The sequence below is a fragment of the Blautia parvula genome (assembly GCF_020215665.1).
GTDB lineage: Bacteria > Bacillota > Clostridia > Lachnospirales > Lachnospiraceae > Blautia > Blautia celeris.
In genome coordinates, this window is record NZ_CP084061.1 from 2,327,877 (window position 1) to 2,346,169 (window position 18,293).

Genomic DNA, 18,293 nt, shown 5'->3' on the forward strand with positions numbered 1-18,293 from the left:
CTCCTTCAGTTTCCCATCATAATTTCCAAAATCTTGCTGTCCGTCTCTCTCATGCCGTCTTTTCCGATTCTGCCCACTGCCTCAATGGTCTCGTCTGCATTTTTACCCACAATACCCTCTCCCTCCATAAAGCGGCACTGGTTTTTCGCCATCTCATAGGCCAGAAGGCCTGTTTCCACAGACATGGCGATTTTTGCGGCACAGGAGGGCTTTGCGCCATCACAGAGCATGCCTGATATGGTAGCCAGTGTATTTGTGATAATATCCTCCATCACAGCAAGCGGCGCCTGATCCAGATATGCGATGCCGCAGACTGCGGCACATCCGGCATTGACTGCCCCGCAGTAAGCAGAGAGCTTCCCGATTCCACGTTTTATATAAATAGAAATAAGATTTGCAAAGATCATTGCACGGTGCAATGCCTCCCGGCTCTTATCCTTTTTTTCCGCATAGATAGATATGGGGACCGCAATGGTGATTCCCTGGTTTCCGCTTCCGCAGTTTGCCACTACAGGCAGAACGCTTCCGCCCATTCTGGCATCACTTCCGGCTGCCGCATAAGCTGCCAGCACTGCAGCGTCTTCCTCTTTGTATAAACGCAGAAGATTTTTCCCCACCTTTGCCCCATAATCGTTTTTCATTCCTTCTTCCGCTATTTTCCGGTTGCAGGCGATCTGCATATCCAGAATATCCTTTAATTCTGCTGTACTGGTCTCACCTGCAAACTCATATATATCTTTTAATTTCAGATCATCCTCATTTGTCTGTGTGCTGCCAACGCACTCCCGGCGCTGATACTGCTTTGTGATATCTCTGCCGTCTTTCTGTACTTTTGTTATATGGATATGGCTTTTCTGGATCTCCACCAAAGCGGTATGTTCCCCTTTTCGCAGGTCAATACGCACATACAGAGGTTCCTCCACCTCTGCCAGATGGATACTGTATGTACTCTCCTCCCGCACCAGCTTTCTCACTGTGTCTGCGTCATTGGCGGTGAGTGTGTTCAGTACCTCCAGTTTGCGTTTTGGATTTCCCCCCACGATTCCGCAGAAGGCAGCTTCTGCTACCCCCTTCAGGTTTCCGGTGTTGGGTATGATCACACTTTTTACATTTTTTAATATATTGCCGCTGACCCATATCTCCATATATTCCGGAATGTCACCCAGAATCTCTTTGGCACAGGCCGCCGCATAGGCAATGGTTCCCGGCTCCGTACATCCAAGAGCCAGCATGATTTCCTCTCTCAGCAGTTTATTGCAGGTTCTGTCCCTTCTTTCTCTGCTTTCTGTATCCTGAAGCGCCTGTATAAAGACCGCCTCTATTTTCTCCTTTGTCGGTACCCCTTCCATAACCATTTCGCCATCTATATAAAAGCAGGGTACATAAGTGAATTTCCTGCCTGCAGGCAGTTCTCTGTCCCGCTCTGTATCCAGAAAGCGTATCTCGATCTTTTCATATTTTTCATTGCTCCTTCGCAGTTCCTCCATCAGCCCAAAAGCCTGTCTGCAGTATCTGCATGTAACTCTGTATATCATCTCAATGGTTTTCATCTGTCTCAAACCCCTTTTCTGCAAATTCGGATGCCAGAACACAGAATGCAGCCGTGCCTTCCGCCAATATAGATTCATCAATCTCAAAACAACTGCTGTGAAGCGGATACTGCTTTGCCTCTTCTTTTCGCCAGCAGCCCAGCCGCAGAAACAGGGACGGGCACTGAGCGCCGAAATATGAAAAATCCTCTCCCAGCATAGCCGGTTCTCCCTCTGTGAGGATCTCCGCCTCCTGCAGCTTCTCCCTGAGCACGCGGGCCGCCCAGTGTGCTGCTGTTTTGTCATTGACCGTTGCAGGATAACCGGAACTCATATGGTACGTCCCTTCCATTTCCCAGGCTTCTGCTATGGATTTTGTCAGTCTTTCCAGGCGGTGTATGATTTTCTCCCTCACATCCGGGTCATAGGTCCTGATGGTGCCTTCCAGATATCCGGTCTCTGCTACAACATTATATTTCTCTCCGCATTGTATCCGGCAGATGTTCACCACTGCTGCCTCCTGGGCAGATACCGTATCGGCTGTAATATTACCAATGGCATTTACCAGTGCAGCCATGGCGGGAATGGGATTTCTGCAGAGATGGGGAGATGCCCCGTGGCCTCCCTTTCCTTTTATCTCAATGCCGAACGCATCGGGCTGTGCCATAACAGGTCCCGGCATACAGGTTATGCTGCCTGCTCTCTGCGGCCAGACATGAAACGCAACTGTAAATTCCGGCTTTGGCTCATCCATGACTCCCTCTTCGATCATACGCCGGGCACCTCCCTGCTGTTCCTCGGAGGGCTGGAATAAAAAGACCACATTGCCGTGCAGACACTCCCTGCACTCCTGCAGAAGCCTGATACACCCAAGAAGTACAGCCATATGGACATCGTGCCCGCAGGCATGCATGACCCCAGGATTCTCAGACTGCCAGGCAAGACCTGTCTGTTCCGTCACCGGCAGAGCATCCATATCCGCGCGGAGGGCAATGGTATGCCCGGGCCTCCCGCTTTTGATGACTGCGTATACTCCTGTATCTGCACAGGGCCTGCACTCTACCTTCCATTTTTTCAGTTGTCCGAGAATCCATTCCTGTGTTTTATATTCCTGTCCCGATAGTTCCGGATGTCTGTGGAGATGGATGTAATAGCTTTTTATCTCTGCTTCTGCCTCCCGGACCTTTTGGTAAAAATCAATTTTCACTCTGAACACCTCCCCGAAGCGTCTGCCTATTCTCCAGATTTTTTTCTCATAAGATTTGAGAGACTGTCCACTGTAATACTGTGCCCTAAAAACAGGCCCTCCGCATACTCTGTCTTTGCATCTCTCCCGTATTCCCTGGCAAGGCTCATAGCATAAGGCAGCACATCCTGGGAGCTGTGTGCCGTACAGGCACGTTTCTTTATCTCTATGACATCCGTGATATCCACATAGATATCAGGCCTGCGCCGGTTGGTCCTGTTGTCCGCCCCGAAAAAGAGAAGGGCATCATAATGCCAGTCCGTATCGTCATCCGCATATTTTTTCAATCCCGCTGTAAAGCAGGCTGCCTTTGTTATTTTTGACACGGCTGTGTGGTCGGGATGGTAATCCTCCTCTAAAAGTGTGAGAACAAACCGCGGTGAGCATTTCCGCAGATGCGGTATCAGAGCGTCCACTGCTTCCTTAGAAAAATACATGCCGGCATCCGGAAAATCCAGCATGGCAAAATAGTCAAGCTGCAGTATGGCGGCTGCTTTTTCCGCCTCCTCTTCTCTCACGCACTTCTGTGCATAACCTCCTGATTCTCCTCTTGTAAAAATCACAAGACCTGTTTTCAGTCCCTCTTTCTTTGCCTTTGCAAAGATACCCGCTGCGCAGACCTCCAGGTCATCCGGATGTGCGCAGACTGCCAAGATATCTATCATTTCATTGCCTCCTTTACTGTTTTACGCCTGTTGTGGCAATCCCCTCCACAAACTGTTTCTGGAAGAGGAAGAAAATTATGATCATGGGCAGTATGGCGATAATGCCGCCTGCCATGACCTGAGGATAATAAGTTGTATGTTCCCCGATCAACATAGCCAGCCCGGCTGACAAAGTCATCTTATCCATAGAGTTATTCACGATCAGCGGCCACATCAAATCCTTGAATGTGGAGATCGCAGTCAGTATTGCCAGAGATGACAGCGCAGGTTTTAAAAGCGGCAGTAAGATCCTGTAATAAATCTGGAAAAATCCGCAGCCGTCCAGCATAGCCGCCTCATCCAGGCTCCTGGGAAGCCCTTTAAAGAATTCCCTCAGCATAAATGTTCCGAATGCGCTGAATATCTTCGGAAGCCACAGGGCCGTCACGGTATCGGCCAGATGCAGCTTCACCATAATGTCATAATTGGGCACCAGAAATATCTGTCCCGGAACCATTAAGAGCGCCAAAAGCACGATAAAGATCACATCCCTGCCCGGAAAATGCAGCCTGGCAAACGCATAGGCGGCCATGGAGCAAATCAGCAGCTCTATCCCTATGGTAAATAAAAGAACTAAAAACGTATTCACATAAAAATCAAAAAACGGAAATTTATCTACCACTTCCCGGTAACTTCCCACGGTAAAAACTTCCGGAAAAATCGTAGGCGGTATCTGAATGCTCTCCTCGTATGACTTAAAGGAAGTCAAGATCATCCATAGAAACGGACCCACCGTCACAACCGCACACAGAATAAGCAGCAGATACACCGGCCATTTTCTTTTTTTCATCATTCCATTCTCCTTTCCGCGTCCTGCTGCGCATCAATCATCATAGAATACCAGTTTTTTCTGGCATATCATCTGCACCGCAGTAATTGCCAGAATCAGGAGAAACAGCATCAGGCTGATCGCCGCCCCATAGCCCTTATGGAACTTTACAAAGGACTGCTCAAAGAAATAAGTGACCAGAGACCTGGATGCCTCCGTTCCGCTGCTTCCCTGGGGGATCATCAGATAGATAAAATCAAAGATCTGAAAAACGTTTATGACTGTTGTGACGCACACAAAGAAAATGGATGGGGACAGCAGCGGCAGTGTGATCTTAAAAAACCTCTGCACTCCATTTGCCCCGTCAATTTCAGCGGCTTCCCTGTAGCATACCGGAATCCCCTGCAGTCCGGCCAGCAGCACGATCACCTGATATGCCACGCTGGCCCAGATAAATACTATGGAAATAGAAAACAACACGATCCGGGAATCCGACAGCCAGGCCACCGGCTCCACGCCGAATTTTCCCAATATCTCATTGAAAATACCGAATTTATAATTCATCAGCCACTTCCATAAGAGTCCGATCGCAGCCGGCAGCGTTACGGCCGGCAGGAAGATACAGACCCGGAAGGCTCCGATTCCCTTTACTTTGGAATTGAGCAGAACAGCCAATAACACAGCCAGTATCACCACCAGCGGCACGCAGATGACCACATACAGGATGGTATTGATAAACGCCTGATAAAATGCGTCATCCTGGAATAGCTTCACATAATTCTCCATGCCCACAAACTTAGGTATTCCGAAACTGGACTTGTTTGTAAAGCTGTAATAAACGTTCTGAAAAAACGCCCCGATAAAAAACACGATCACCCCTGCCATCAGCGGCGCGATCATCAGGTATCCTGTTATTATCTCCCGGCGCCTCAGGGAACCCTTTTTCTGTCTTTTCATCAAACACCCTCTCCTGTCGTTTTAAAAACGGAAGTGCTGCAGATTCGTCCTGTGCAGCACTTCCATCCCGTTTTATGATTCACTGTCCAATGCGCTCTGTGTTGCTTCCTGCATCTGTTTACATCCCTCTTCCGGAGTCAGTTCCTTTGCAAATATCTTTGCTGAGATTTCATTTACAGTGGGAAGCCATTCTGCCACGCTGGATGATGTCGGGAAGGGGAATCCTGTCTCAGCCACATCGAATATGACATTTACATCTACATGCTCTGCTTTGTAATACTGCTGTGCGCTGATCAGTGCAGGGACATCAATCTTCGCCTCTGCCTGCATCTTATTGGACTCTTCTCCTGCCAGATATTTCACCAGTTTCCACGCTGCATCTTTATCTTTGCTGCTGGAATTGACTGCATATCCAAGGCCGCCGATGACACTCTGATTTCCGCTTTCCTTTGCGGGCATGGCAATGGTTCCCACCTGCTCTGCAAAGCTTGCTTCGTCAATGACTGCTGTTTTCCAGGAGCCCATGAAAAGGATGGCCCCCTTCTGGGACAGGAACAGATCTGTTCCCTTCGTATCGGAGAGCACTTCACTTCCCGGCATCAGGCCTTCATCCATCAGTGATACCATATCTGTATATGCTTTTACGGTTCCCTCCTGGTCAAAACCTGCTTTCTTCATGTCATCACTCAAAACATAACCGCCTGACTGGTTGATAAAATTAAAGAAAGACGGCTGTGGATCCAGTTCCATCAAAATCGGGTATTCATCGGAGCCTGCTTCTTCAATCTTAGCTTTTAACTGTCCTGCCAGATTCTTCATATCCTCCCAGGTCCACCCTGCCTGTGGTTCCTCCACACCGTATTTTTCAAAAATACCTTTGTTGTAGAAGACCTGTACAGTGTCCATTCCCTTCGGCATACAGTATTGCACATCATTGTAATTGTAAGCATCTTTTACAACACTTACATAGTCATCCATATTTACCTTATCCTTCTCAATGTATTCGTCCAGGGGTTCCAGAACACCGGCCTCTGCGTATTTGGGAAGATATGTATTCATCCAGAAAACATCTGCTGCACTGTCGGAGCCCATGGCTGCATCCAGCTTTGTCCAATACTGTGACCACGGCGTCAGCTGCAGTTCCACATCAATATCAGGATTTTCTGTCTCGAATTTCTCTACGATCTCATCAAACACCGGTTTCTGCACTTCATCCCAGAGTGCAAATGAGATTTTTGTCTTCTCTGAGCTGTTATCCTTTTTTGCCTCGTCTTTACCTGCATCTGCCTGGGAGTTTCCGCAGGCTGCCAGAGAACCTGCCATTAAGAGTGTCAGCATCATACACATTCCTTTTTTCATTTTGTACCTCCATACCTTTCATCTTTCCGTATTTTTATTTCCTGTTTACAGTTTCCTTTGATATTGCTTTACTTTTCTGGTTGACAACACAGGTTTCTCCCTGTTCCAGCCGATAGGGCAGTGTGATCTCTATATTTTCTTCCTTTTTCTGATTCTGGAACGTATCCAGTGTCTGTTCTATCATTTTTTTAATAGGCTGGCTGATGGTAGTCAGTTTCGGTGTCACCTGTCTGGATAAGCTGATTCCGTCAAATCCCATCACAGATACGTCCTCCGGAACTTTCAGTCCCACCTCAGACAGCGCACTGATCACACCCAGGGCTGCTTCATCGCTGAAAGCAAAGGCAGCCGTAAAAGTGATCCCTTCTCTGATGGCCTGTGCAGTCATCCGGTAACCGCTGTCATATGTCAGCTCACCATATTTCACCTTATTCTCATCAAACTCCAGACCGAATTCCTCAAAAGCTCTTTTGCATCCTGTAATACGCTGAAATCCGGAACTGATGCTTTTCGGATAATCGGATAAGATCAAAATCTGTTCGTGCTGCAGGTTAAGCAGATATCTGGCTCCCTCATGGGCGGCTGCCAAATCATTGATATGGATCATCTTACATCTCTTGTCAGCACTGATCGCACCGAACATGACTGTCTTGATATTCTTGGCTGCTATGTAATTCAGCATATCTTGGTCTGCATTTTCCTCCAGATAGATAACTCCCGTAATATCCAGCTCTTTAAAAAATTGTTTGTATGCCTCCCCCTGTTCCGTAACAGGGATAAATACCATCCTGTATCCGTATCTCGGCACGGCCTCCAGCAGCTCTCTCAGCACCTCGCTGAAATACGCCAGCTTCAGGTTCGGAATCAGAACAGCTATGACACCGGGGTTTTTCTGCTTATACACAGGTGTATATGCAAGCTCCCGGACAGCCTCCTCAATCCGCTTTGCCGCCTCTGTTGTCACAATGTTCTTCCCGTGAAAATATCTTGAAACAGTGGCCGGTGATACTCCTGCTCTTTTCGCCACATCTCTTATGGTTGCCCCATTTACATCACCTCTCTTTTGTGCACTTTACAATGTTTTCCAGTATTTTCTACCCTTCCCTTGTGCTTTTCAACCAACTTTATGAGACTTATTATAGAAACAGCCATGTAAAATGTCAATATTGTTTCATTTGTTTCACTTTTGTTTCATGAGTTTCATATGATTTCTTTCAATTTACTGATAAAATCCCTCTTTTTTCTGTCCCGCCTCCCTGATCTCCCGGCACAGAAAAAGCCTCACCGGCATTTCGCTGCCAGTGAGGCTCTCCTCTTCTATCTAATTAATTATTCATGAATCTTAATAACTGCTTTCACAATATCCGCCTTGTTGTTCATAGAGAACTCCATAGCCTTGTCCGCTTCATCCAGCGGGAATTCATCTGTCACAATACCTTTCAGATTGATCTTGCCGTCCGCAACTGCCTGGATCGCCATAGGATAGATATGACGATAGCGGAATACGGTCTTAAAGGTCAGCTCCTTATCAAGGGCAATGCTCATAGGCAGGGTCACTTCCCCTGTCCTGCTGTATCCCACGAACACAATGGTAGAGCCTTTTCTTGCCATAAGGATCGCCTGTCTGGAGGTCACTTCCGCGCCTGCAGTCTCGATCACCACATCGGTTCCTCTGCCGCCGGTCAGCTCTTTGACCTTAGCCACAACATCCTCTTTTGCACCGTTGATGACGCCTGTGGCACCCAGCTCCATGGCTTTTTCCAGACGTTTATCCATCACGTCCACAACATAAACTTCGCTGACACCTCTGGCCTTTAAAGCCATCATGGAGACCAGACCGATACAGCCTGCGCCCATGACAACAGCCTTCTGTCCCAGATGGGCATCTCCCTGGATCGCAGCATGGAATCCGACTGCCAGAGGCTCGATCAGAGCGCCCTCCAGAGTGCTGACATTGTCCGGCAGCTTGAAGCAGAGATTTGCCTCATGGGCAACGTATTCCTGGAACACACCGTCAACCGGCGGAGTTGCAAAGAATACCACGTCCGGGCAGAGATTATACTTGCCTTCCTTGCAGAATTCACACTGTCCGCAGGTTTTTCCCGGCTCCAGTGCCACACGGTCACCAACCTGCAGATGCTTAACATCCTTACCGACTTCCACTACAACTCCGCCCGGCTCATGGCCCAGTACGAAAGGCGGTTTTACCACGTAATCCCCGATTGCCCCTGTCTCATAATAGTGCAGGTCAGAACCGCAGATTCCCACATAATCCAGCTTTACCAAAACCTCGTCGTCCTTTGGCTGGGGGATGGGTCTTTCTTCAAAATCCATCTTCTGGATATCCGTCATTATTGCTACTTTCATCATGCCTTCCATCTCTTGTTTTCCTCCTCTTATGAATGTACATTATGTGACTTCATTATAAGTCAGAAACGTATATATCACAAGTGAAATTCATGTCTTTTTCCTTCAAATTTCTTTGAATTTTTTTATTCCGATTTCTTCCATAATAAAAAAAAGAGGCAGGGATAAAACCGGAAATTCCGGTCTTATCTCTGCCCCAAAGCGGAGGCGAAATCAATTAGTGATGGAACAGACGAATGCCTGTAAATGCCATCGCCATATTGTACTTATTGCAGCACTCAATGACTGCGTCATCGCGTACGGAGCCGCCCGGCTCTGCGATGTATTTTACGCCGCTCTTGTAAGCGCGCTCGATATTGTCTGAGAACGGGAAGAAGGCATCAGAACCTAATGTAACATCTGTCAGCTTGTCCAGCCATGCGCGTTTTTCCTCACGTGTGAACACTTCCGGTTTCTCTTTGAAGATCTTTTCCCATGCTCCGTCAGCCAGAACATCCATATATTCCTCACCGATGTAAACATCAATGGCATTGTCTCTGTCAGCACGGCGGATACCGTCGATAAACGGCAGATCCAGTACCTTCGGGCACTGTCTCAGCCACCAGTTATCAGCCTTCTGGCCTGCCAGACGGGTACAGTGTACACGTGACTGCTGGCCTGCGCCGATACCGATCGCCTGTCCGTCTTTTACGAAACAGACGGAATTTGACTGTGTATATTTCAGTGTGATCAGAGAAATCTTCAGGTCCATCAGCGCATTTGCAGGAATCTCTTTATTCTCTGTCACAACATTGGAAAGCAGCTCATCATCAATGGAAAGCTCCTGTCTTCCCTGTTCAAATGTGATGCCGAATACCTCTTTATGCTCCAGCGGAGCCGGCTGGTAATCCGGGTCGATCTTGATCACATTGTAGTTGCCGTTCTTTTTCTGTTTCAGGATTTCCAGTGCCTCATCGGTATATCCGGGAGCGATAACACCGTCGGAAACCTCTCTCTTGATCAGCATTGCTGTGTCTTTATCACACACATCAGACAGGGAGATAAAATCTCCGAAGGAGGACATTCTGTCAGCGCCCCTTGCTCTCGCATAGGCACATGCCAGCGGTGATAACTCGCCCATATCGTCTACCCAGTAGATTTTTTTCAGCACATCTGTCATAGGAAGTCCCACTGCCGCGCCTGCCGGAGACACATGTTTAAAGGAAGTCGCTGCCGGAAGCCCTGTGGCTTTTTTCAGCTCTTTCACCAACTGCCAGCCATTAAAAGCATCCAGGAAATTAATATATCCCGGCTTGCCGCTTAAAACTTCGATAGGAAGTTCGCTGCCGTCAGCCACATAGATTCTGGAAGGTTTCTGGTTCGGATTACATCCGTACTTTAACGCTAATTCTTTCATATTCCGATTCTCCTTTATGCTTTTCTATTATTTATTTTTATTCACGATCCTGGTTTCATACTCACCGGTTGCGATATCTATATAACGTACAAACAGAGATACCTTATTGTCCTCATTCAGACTCTCCCACACATCTTTTGTGAATGCATCGATATCATTGGGAACTCCCACCAGCTTCGGTTCTCCCTCAAAACTCGGCAGCGGATTGCCGTCATGCATATAAGTATGAATGAAATGTCCCTCTCCGTTAACCGGGTTTTCATAGGTAAATGTATAACGGCAGCAGCTCTCAGGATTGCCGTTATTGCTCTTTAAAATAGACATGGCATAGTGGTATGTGCCGTTCTCCACCTGCATGATACCGGAGATTCTCGGTGTATAATTAGGGCCGTCCGGCTCAAATTCACGAGTTCTCAGGGACTGCTCAAAGGAGATTCCCTTTTCCATACCTTCATAGACAGTGTCTGTCTGGTCACCGTTGGTGACGATCGTCTTATTTCCGATCACACGTACCGGTGCATATATAATCAGGCTGGGATCAGTCAGCTTAGACGGGTCAAATGCCTGGGTGCGGATACCCTCTCCCTCTTCAACGAACACACGGTTTCTGCTGTTCTCACTTCTGCCCATGATAAAATATGCAGTAACTGCCTTTGTTCCATCCTCAGACTTACCAATAACAATTCCCCTGCCCGGGTACGCATTTTCTCTCAATTCATTTTCAAGTGATAACATTTTCATGAATTCCTTCTCCTTCTCATTTTGACCATAATAAACTGCTGCCGACCAACCGACAACTTTTCATAACAACAAAAAAAGCCCACACTCTGAACATACTTGCCCAGACGGTCGGCTTCCAACACTTATACTCCCTGTGGTTCATTCCACTTCCGTCAGTCATATAAGCAATTTAAACATTATCACGGAATTCTCCCCTTGTCAACGCTTTTTGACAATTTTTATCAAAAACCTTTCACTCCCATGTTATCCGTATCCTGCAGCCGCTCCTTCCCATGATCAGCCCGGGGAATAAACTCTCCCCGGACAGAATGATTTATAGGACTATAATTTTATTGCGGCAGGACAGATAGTGTGTTAAAATAGAAAAAAGCATATTTTCTAAAAATATATCTAATTTTGGATCCATCCCAGGATTCAGAATATCTTAGAACATTTCATAACAGCAGGCCACTGCCATCCGGCCTGTCCCTTCGGAAAATTCGTGCTTTTATCACCTTTATCAGCAGGGGTTTTCGGAAGAGTGTAAAACCTCCTGCAAGTGACAATTAAATAAAAAGGAGGTTTTACATGGAAGAACAGAGACCACATGTACTGCAGTGGCATCCGGCCTTTTATGCCGGGATACAAATTGAACTGGAGACTGAAGCGAATACTCTGCTTTTTGAGAATGAACATCAGCTTGGAACCAAGCCAAAGGAAATTGATGTATTGATCATCAAAAAGGAAAAGGGGCGATAAAATACCCATGCAGCTCATCTTGACAAAAGAACTGTCAGAAACCCAGAACCTGTGGCTGAAAAGCCTGACTGATGAACTGGAAGAAATCGAAACCGTAAAGCATTTACTTGAGCAATACGGAAAGCATAAAGGAAATATCCTGTATAAATCGGTAATGAATTTAATTGTCCGTGCCAATCAGGAAAAATTCAAGGAGGTGAAAACAATGTGTGAAGCACTGGAAGAATTGATGAAAGACGAGATGGAGGCAAAAAGGACAGAAGGAAAGGCTGATGCCGTTTTGGAACTGCTGCTTTCCCTGGGCAGCGTATCTGAACAATTACGAAAAGTAATTATGGAACAGAAAAATACAGCCATTTTAAATACCTGGCTTATATATGCAGCCAGAGCAGAATCCATAGCGGATTTTGAGCAAAAGATCAAAAATGACAGCTTTACCGCAAAAGCAAATCCCCACTAATACACGCTGCGCCCCTCCGCGCCGGTACCAACAGGCCAGCCATATCTGACTGGCCCTCTGCATAGTCTGCTGTCCGTTTCTTTTTATCCCTCACACACCTGAAAAATATAGAATTTCAAATAATAAGACTCCTCCGCGGCCCAAAGAATCGGATGATCTGCTGCCTGTGTCCGGTACTCCACCTGCCGCAGTCTTTTGTGCACATTTCTTGCCGCCTGCCCGATGGTCTGTGTAAACATCTCATAGGACATAAAATGCGAACAGGAACAGGTAGCCAAAAATCCCCCGTCCTTCACAAGCTTCATAGCCCGCAGATTGATTTCCCGATACCCCTTCACAGCGTTCTTTACAGAATTCCGCGATTTGGTAAACGCCGGCGGGTCCAGTATTACCACATCGAACTTCTTCCCCTGCTCCTCCAGCCTGGGAAGCAGCTCAAACACATCCTCACACACAAATTTTACAGTCTCTGACAACCCGTTCAGCGCAGCATTTTCCCTTGCCTGCTCAACAGCCAGTTCTGAGGCATCCACGCCCAGCACGCTCTTTGCCCCTGCAATCCCTGCATTCAGTGCAAATGACCCTGTATGCGTGAAACAATCCAGCACCTCTGCATCCCTGCATAATCTCTGGATCGCCAGTCTGTTGTACTTCTGGTCCAGGAAAAATCCGGTCTTCTGTCCGTCTTCCACATCCACCAGATACTTCACGCCGTTCTCGCAGATCTCCACCTTTGTATCAAAGGGTTCCCCGATAAATCCTTTTACCAGTTCCATCCCTTCCTGTCTTCGCACCTTGGCGTCACTCCGCTCGTAAACACCGCGGATCACCACACCGTCCCGGGCCATCTCCTCCTTCAGAAGTTCCAGTATCTTCCCCTTCAGCCTGTCAATCCCAAGTGCCAGTGACTGTACCACCAGCACATCAGAGAATTTATCCACAACAAGTCCCGGCAGAAAATCCGCCTCACCGAAGATCACACGGCAGCTACTTGTATCCACTGTTTTTTTCCTATATTCCCAGGCATCCCTCACCCGTTTCCTCAGAAATTCCTCATCTATTTCCTGCTCTGACTTCCTTGTCATCATACGGATTCTGATTTTGGAGTTGGTATTGATAAATCCTCTGCCCAGGGGATAGCCGTCAAAATCGTGAACGATCACCATATCCCCATTCTCAAAACTTCCCAGGATACTGGCGATCTCATTGTCATATACCCACGGACCTCCCGCTTTCAGGGAACGTCCCTCCCCCTTCTTCAGTGTCGCAATTGCAAGACTCATGTGTGTCTTCCTCCATTTTCTCTATTTTTTCTGTCCCAGCACAATATAAGCGATTCCGCAGAACAGGCCGCCTACCGGGAATAGGACCCAGCTCACCTGCCAGGCATTCTGTAAAAAACTCCAGAGCAGGAAAACTGCCGTTGTCACGATCATGATGCAGGCTGACCATTTGGCAGCCAGCGGCATATGGCTTTCCTCATCCAGCATACGCAGCTGCTCCGGTGTCAGACGCTCACGGTACAGCGGATCATGCTCTTTATTGTACTCCTCTATATTATATTTGCTTTTTGCAAGGCCTGTATGGACCAGAAGCATAACACCCACACTGACCATGAGAAGCATCACAAAGCTGTAAAATGCGGATGCCTCCACCCCAAAAGGCGCAGGCAGAAACTTCTGCAGTTCATCTGCCACAATACTCATCAGAATGATCCCGATACCTGCTGCGATCCTCACTGAAAAGACGCGGTTAAACCGGTCTGTCTCCTCCTCCGTGTAGAAGGGCTGGATGTAAGGATGCTTTTTTGTAAAATCGCTGTGCCGGATTCCTGCAACCACCACCGTCAGTACAGCTACGATCACAAAGGGCAGCATCACAATATCCTGCAGATTTTTCATAAAACCTTCCATCCCCTCAAAAAGAGTGGTGAAGGCACCTCCTATTATCAGTAATCCCACACATAAAGTAACTGCTTTTCCAAAGCTGTTCATGTGCTCTTCATATTTTGAGGAATCTTCTACACGCTCCGCCTGTGCGTCTCCCCGCATAAGGGTATCCATACTGCAGGAAAACAGATCACAGAGCTGCAGGATTTTTTCCATCTCAGGATAAGAAGTGCCTGCTTCCCATTTGGAAATTGTCTGTCTGGACACCTCCATCTTCTCTGCAAGCTGTTCCTGCGTGATCTCCTCCCTCTTCCTGTAATACTGCAGATTCTCTCCAAAACTCATAATGATTTCCTCCATTTCTTAATCTTGATTTTGGAATCATTATAGAATTGCGTTCATGTAAACACTACCAATTTCCTGTTGCTTTTGAGGAAATCCATGTAAACTTACGGTTGCACCCCGCTGTTTAAGCGGGTTTTCACACTTTTCCACCGGGGGCAGAACGCATCCATATATCCATAAAAAATCCGGTTGTGTCCCCGCTCTAAAAGGTGGACCAGCTCATGGGTGACCACATATTCCAGACATTCCCTGGGATATTCCCCCAGCCAGACATTGAGCCAGATCCTCCTTTTCTCCACATTGCAGGTCCCCCACCTGGTTTTCATATCCCGCAGGCGCCACTCCTCGGCGTGGACACCCACTCTCTCTTCACACTCCCGTATGACCTGAGGCAGTATTTCCTCCAGACGTGTTCTGCACTCCCGCTTCTTTTCCTCCCGCTCCGGGCCTTCATATAATTCCCAGGGCTGCGGACTCTTTCTTTTTCCCTGCCGTTTTGCTTCGATCCAGTCACTTCTCTCCCGGATGAAACGTCTGATATCATGTTCCGGCATCCGAAGCGGTGCGGATACACGAACGCTCCCGTCCGCGCCCACGCGCAGATACATATTGCGGATGGCTTTTTTTGTGACCTGGATGTCCAGTCCGTTCTCCGTAAGATGATAAATCTTTACACTTTTCCCGGAGGTCTTTACCATGCCAGGACCTCCGGTCCGTTCTCTGTCACAAGCACCATGATCTCCCACTGGGCGGAGGGCAGTCCGTCCTCTGTATAAACAGTCCAGCCGTCTTCGTCATCAATAAAGATATCACTGGCGCCCATATTGACCATAGGTTCTATGGTGAACATAAGTCCCGGCGCCATCACCATGCCTGTATCGGCCCTGCCGATATACCCAACCCATGGGTCCTCATGGAAATCCAGGCCAATACCGTGCCCTCCGATTTCCTTCACTACGCTGTAACCGTTTTTCTCTGCATGCTCATGGACTGCCTGGCTCATATCCCCCAGAAAACCCCAGGGCCTTACCTGCTCCAGTCCCTTTTCCACACACTCTTTTGTGACACGCACAAGGCGCTCCTTCTCCTCCCCCACGTCACCGATACAGAACATTCTGGAGGAGTCAGAGTAATAGCCGTTCAAAATCGTGGACACATCCACATTGATGATATCCCCCTCCTTAAGAACGACCTCCTCTGAGGGAATGCCATGACACACCTGATTGTCAATGGAGGTGCAGACGCTCTTTTGAAATCCTTCATAGCCGAGAGGGGCCGGCACTGCCCCTGCCTTTGCGGTGATGTCATATACCCAGCGGTCAATTTCGGCTGTAGATATTCCCTCTTTGATATGCTCTGCAACATAATCCAGAATGGCAACATTGATCTCAGCGCTCTTCCTGATCCCGGCGATCTGCTCCGGTGTTTTAATGATCTCCCGCTTCGGGACGATTCGCCCCTGGGACTGCAGATGAATCAGCTTATCATCAAAAGGCCCGTGGCATTTTTTATATTTTTTCCCGCTGCCGCACCAGCAGACATCATTTCTCCCTAAACGATTCAATTTATTTCCTTCCTTTCCCTTAAAATCTCCCTTAATTTTTCTGTCACAGCCTCCGCAAAAACTCTGTGTCCCTCAGGGTCCAGATGGACAGAATCCTCCGCACCGGGCATAGTCACAGACGCCGCATCCAAAAAGGCGCAGCCCTGCCGCTTCGCTGTCTCCCTGTAATATCCGGCCAGCTCTCCGGAGATCTTCACTGCCCGCTCTCCGCCGAACATGGGGGAGAATTTGTGGTCCACGATCTCCTCCCGGATCTTAAGAGGAGATACCAGCAGGATCTCCGGCACCGGCTCCCGGTTCTCCCGGAAATACATCTTTATGGTCTTCACCAAAGTCTCTGCTCCTGCTGCCACATCGGACGCAGACAGGGAAAACCGCTGTTTTATATCATTTGTCCCCAGCATCAGCACCACCACATCCAGAGGGCTGTGGCTTTCCAGACAGGGAATCAGGTATTTCAGCCCGCTTTTCATCCCTTCAATGGGATCATCCCAGACGGTCGTCCTTCCATTCTGTCCTTCCTCGATGATTCGAACCTGTTCCTCCTTCAGGGCCTCCTGCACCAGACTGGTCCAGCGCACGCCCCAGGGAAAACGGCCCCCGGTCACGCCGTCATATCCGTGGGTATTGGAATCTCCATAGCATAATACATTTTTCATCTCTTATTTCTCCATTGCCTCGTATTCTTCTCTTGTAATGCAAAACAGATCATGGGGCATGTCGAGCCCATAGTAATGCTTCACAAAGGAACCTGTTATCTTCATGCCGTTTCTTCTGGCCACATTCCGGGACGGCGTATTGTTATCCCGGATAATAGAATAGACTTTATCAGCCTTTAATGTCTCAAACGCGTAATCCCTGCAGGCCCTGGCAGCTTCCGCAGCGTAGCCGTGGTGCCAAAATTCTTTACAGAACAGATATCCAACCTCCAGCACCTGTTCTTCCCCGCATTCCTGCATGGTAAGGCCGCACTGGCCGATCAATTCTCCTGTCTCTTTCGATATAACTGCCCACAGGCCAAAACCATACTGCCTGTAACGGGCAAGCTGCCTTTCCAGCCACTCCTCTGCCTCCTCATCGGAAAAAGCATGGGCATAGGCATACATCACTTCCGGGTCCTGCAGCATTTTGTTCAGAGCTGCCTGGTCTTCCCTGCACATTTCCCTGAGCACAAGACGCTCCGTCGTAAGCACAGCATTTTTCATGATCATAACTCCTTCTGATATGCGATCCTCGGTGTTCCATCTTCCATGTATACAGTTCCGCAGCGTTTGAAACCATTCTTTTCAAATACCCGCTGCATAGGTTTATTATCCCTGTGGGTATCTCCCCGCATGTTGCCGCACCGGGCCAGACACCACTGTACACAAAAAGAAGCCACGCCCTTCTTTCTCCCTGCAGAGGCTATCCGGTGCAGGAATCCATAGGGCTTTTCATTCAGCCAGCAGCCATTCTCTATCCTCCGGTAATTGGGTTCTTCTCCTGTCTCGAACATAAAAACACCCTCTGTTCCGTCCGATGACTCACAGAGATATAAGGCGCTGCGGTTTAAATCCTTTTCTATGTCTTCCCGCGCCGGGTAGCCGTTTACCCACTGTCCGGGATTGCCGTTCTCTGCCATGTACTTTCTGGCATGCTCATACAGGGACATGACTTCATCTATATCTTTTTCTTCTGCTCTGCGAATATGAAACTCTGCATCCATCTCTGTCTCATCCTCTCCTGTGATACACTCCGGGGCTGCCATGACCGGATAATGGCCGTTCCACAGAATGCGTATACACCTGCGCATGGCCCCCAAAGCACGATATGCACAGTATACCACGGTTTTTTCTGTTTTTCCACCGGGCCTGCAGGATTTATCTGAGGTTCCCGTTGTATGAATCCTTTGCAATTTTCAGATAATAATATAATTTTCATTCTCTTTACAGTTACATGAATTTTTATTGATAAATTTTCATTTTACTTCTTGACAAATGAAAACATGACTGTTATAATAAAGCCATAAACAAAGAGAGAACAAAATAAAAAACAGAAAGGACTGATACCACCGAAAACGTAAATTACCATTCATAATTTTAAAGAAAGGAAGGTACGGACCACCAAGAACATAACGATTTAACCCATAATAAAAAAAGGAAGGTAAAGTCCCATGGACACATCAGATTAAAAGAGTCATTCGGAATGTAAACTTCGAATGACTCTTTCCTATTGTCTGAAAAACATTCT

The 18,293-nt window shown here is 47.8% G+C and carries 19 protein-coding genes and 1 riboswitch; of the genes, 2 read left to right on the forward strand and 17 right to left on the reverse strand.

Annotation, left to right across the window (positions count from 1 at the left end):
* Positions 1-5 precede the first annotated feature (5 nt).
* The 10 genes from LC508_RS10915 to LC508_RS10960 form a co-directional block, all read right to left on the reverse strand.
* Positions 6-1,550 carry an L-serine ammonia-lyase, iron-sulfur-dependent, subunit alpha gene (locus LC508_RS10915; RefSeq protein WP_158587348.1) on the reverse strand — a complete coding sequence of 515 codons (1,545 nt, stop codon included), beginning with the start codon at positions 1,548-1,550 and terminating at the stop codon, positions 6-8.
* Positions 1,537-2,736, reverse strand: coding sequence for a M20 metallopeptidase family protein (locus LC508_RS10920; protein WP_052099602.1), 1,200 nt, complete (start codon positions 2,734-2,736; stop codon positions 1,537-1,539). Before LC508_RS10920 ends, LC508_RS10915 begins: the two co-directional genes overlap by 14 nt.
* A gap of 26 nt (positions 2,737-2,762) precedes the next feature.
* A complete protein-coding gene (locus LC508_RS10925) occupies positions 2,763-3,440 on the reverse strand; it encodes a PIG-L family deacetylase (RefSeq protein ID WP_033142524.1) in 678 nt (225 codons plus the stop codon).
* Between the two features lie 13 nt (positions 3,441-3,453).
* Positions 3,454-4,269: a carbohydrate ABC transporter permease gene (locus tag LC508_RS10930; RefSeq protein WP_033142525.1), complete on the reverse strand. Its 816-nt coding sequence runs from the start codon at positions 4,267-4,269 to the stop codon at positions 3,454-3,456.
* A gap of 33 nt (positions 4,270-4,302) precedes the next feature.
* Positions 4,303-5,205 (reverse strand): carbohydrate ABC transporter permease, encoded by a 903-nt coding sequence (locus LC508_RS10935; RefSeq protein WP_052099603.1) that lies wholly within the window; start codon positions 5,203-5,205, stop codon positions 4,303-4,305.
* A gap of 72 nt (positions 5,206-5,277) precedes the next feature.
* A complete protein-coding gene (locus LC508_RS10940; protein WP_033142527.1) occupies positions 5,278-6,564 on the reverse strand; it encodes an ABC transporter substrate-binding protein in 1,287 nt (428 codons plus the stop codon).
* 34 nt (positions 6,565-6,598) lie between these two features.
* On the reverse strand, positions 6,599-7,600 hold the full coding sequence (locus tag LC508_RS10945; protein ID WP_081960470.1) for a LacI family DNA-binding transcriptional regulator: 1,002 nt from the start codon (positions 7,598-7,600) through the stop codon (positions 6,599-6,601).
* 293 nt (positions 7,601-7,893) lie between these two features.
* Complete coding sequence (locus tag LC508_RS10950; protein ID WP_033142529.1) at positions 7,894-8,943, reverse strand: NAD(P)-dependent alcohol dehydrogenase; 1,050 nt, start codon at positions 8,941-8,943, stop codon at positions 7,894-7,896.
* Between the two features lie 205 nt (positions 8,944-9,148).
* Complete coding sequence (locus LC508_RS10955) at positions 9,149-10,327, reverse strand: phosphoribosylaminoimidazolecarboxamide formyltransferase (RefSeq protein ID WP_103732478.1); 1,179 nt, start codon at positions 10,325-10,327, stop codon at positions 9,149-9,151.
* Between the two features lie 27 nt (positions 10,328-10,354).
* A complete protein-coding gene (locus LC508_RS10960) occupies positions 10,355-11,068 on the reverse strand; it encodes an IMP cyclohydrolase (RefSeq protein WP_054353517.1) in 714 nt (237 codons plus the stop codon).
* 91 nt (positions 11,069-11,159) lie between these two features.
* Positions 11,160-11,238, reverse strand: a riboswitch (ZMP/ZTP riboswitch).
* A 397-nt stretch (positions 11,239-11,635) separates the two neighbouring features.
* On the opposite strand from LC508_RS10960, the gene LC508_RS10965 reads away from it, so the two are divergent.
* Positions 11,636-11,806 (forward strand): hypothetical protein, encoded by a 171-nt coding sequence (locus LC508_RS10965; RefSeq protein ID WP_225305361.1) that lies wholly within the window; start codon positions 11,636-11,638, stop codon positions 11,804-11,806.
* 7 nt (positions 11,807-11,813) lie between these two features.
* Positions 11,814-12,266: a hypothetical protein gene (locus LC508_RS10970; RefSeq protein WP_054353518.1), complete on the forward strand. Its 453-nt coding sequence runs from the start codon at positions 11,814-11,816 to the stop codon at positions 12,264-12,266.
* 83 nt (positions 12,267-12,349) lie between these two features.
* On the opposite strand, the gene LC508_RS10975 is transcribed toward LC508_RS10970, so the two are convergent.
* The 7 genes from LC508_RS10975 to LC508_RS11005 all read right to left on the reverse strand — a co-directional run bounded on the left by LC508_RS10975 (position 12,350) and on the right by LC508_RS11005 (position 17,856).
* Positions 12,350-13,549, reverse strand: coding sequence for a class I SAM-dependent rRNA methyltransferase (locus LC508_RS10975; RefSeq protein WP_033142532.1), 1,200 nt, complete (start codon positions 13,547-13,549; stop codon positions 12,350-12,352).
* Between the two features lie 21 nt (positions 13,550-13,570).
* On the reverse strand, positions 13,571-14,500 hold the full coding sequence (locus LC508_RS10980) for a helix-turn-helix transcriptional regulator (RefSeq protein ID WP_158587347.1): 930 nt from the start codon (positions 14,498-14,500) through the stop codon (positions 13,571-13,573).
* 104 nt (positions 14,501-14,604) lie between these two features.
* The gene (locus LC508_RS10985; protein WP_103732476.1) at positions 14,605-15,198 is read right to left on the reverse strand and encodes a M48 family metallopeptidase; all 594 of its coding nucleotides are present in this window, start codon (positions 15,196-15,198) and stop codon (positions 14,605-14,607) included.
* The gene (locus LC508_RS10990; RefSeq protein ID WP_103732475.1) at positions 15,192-16,064 is read right to left on the reverse strand and encodes a methionyl aminopeptidase; all 873 of its coding nucleotides are present in this window, start codon (positions 16,062-16,064) and stop codon (positions 15,192-15,194) included. Before LC508_RS10990 ends, LC508_RS10985 begins: the two co-directional genes overlap by 7 nt.
* The gene (locus LC508_RS10995) at positions 16,061-16,723 is read right to left on the reverse strand and encodes an SGNH/GDSL hydrolase family protein (protein WP_103732474.1); all 663 of its coding nucleotides are present in this window, start codon (positions 16,721-16,723) and stop codon (positions 16,061-16,063) included. Before LC508_RS10995 ends, LC508_RS10990 begins: the two co-directional genes overlap by 4 nt.
* 3 nt (positions 16,724-16,726) lie before the next feature.
* Positions 16,727-17,269, reverse strand: coding sequence for a GNAT family N-acetyltransferase (locus LC508_RS11000; protein WP_033144015.1), 543 nt, complete (start codon positions 17,267-17,269; stop codon positions 16,727-16,729).
* A 2-nt stretch (positions 17,270-17,271) separates the two neighbouring features.
* Entirely contained in the window at positions 17,272-17,856 is a 585-nt protein-coding gene (locus tag LC508_RS11005; RefSeq protein ID WP_225305362.1) for a GNAT family N-acetyltransferase, read from the reverse strand.
* Between the last annotated feature and the right edge of the window lie 437 nt (positions 17,857-18,293).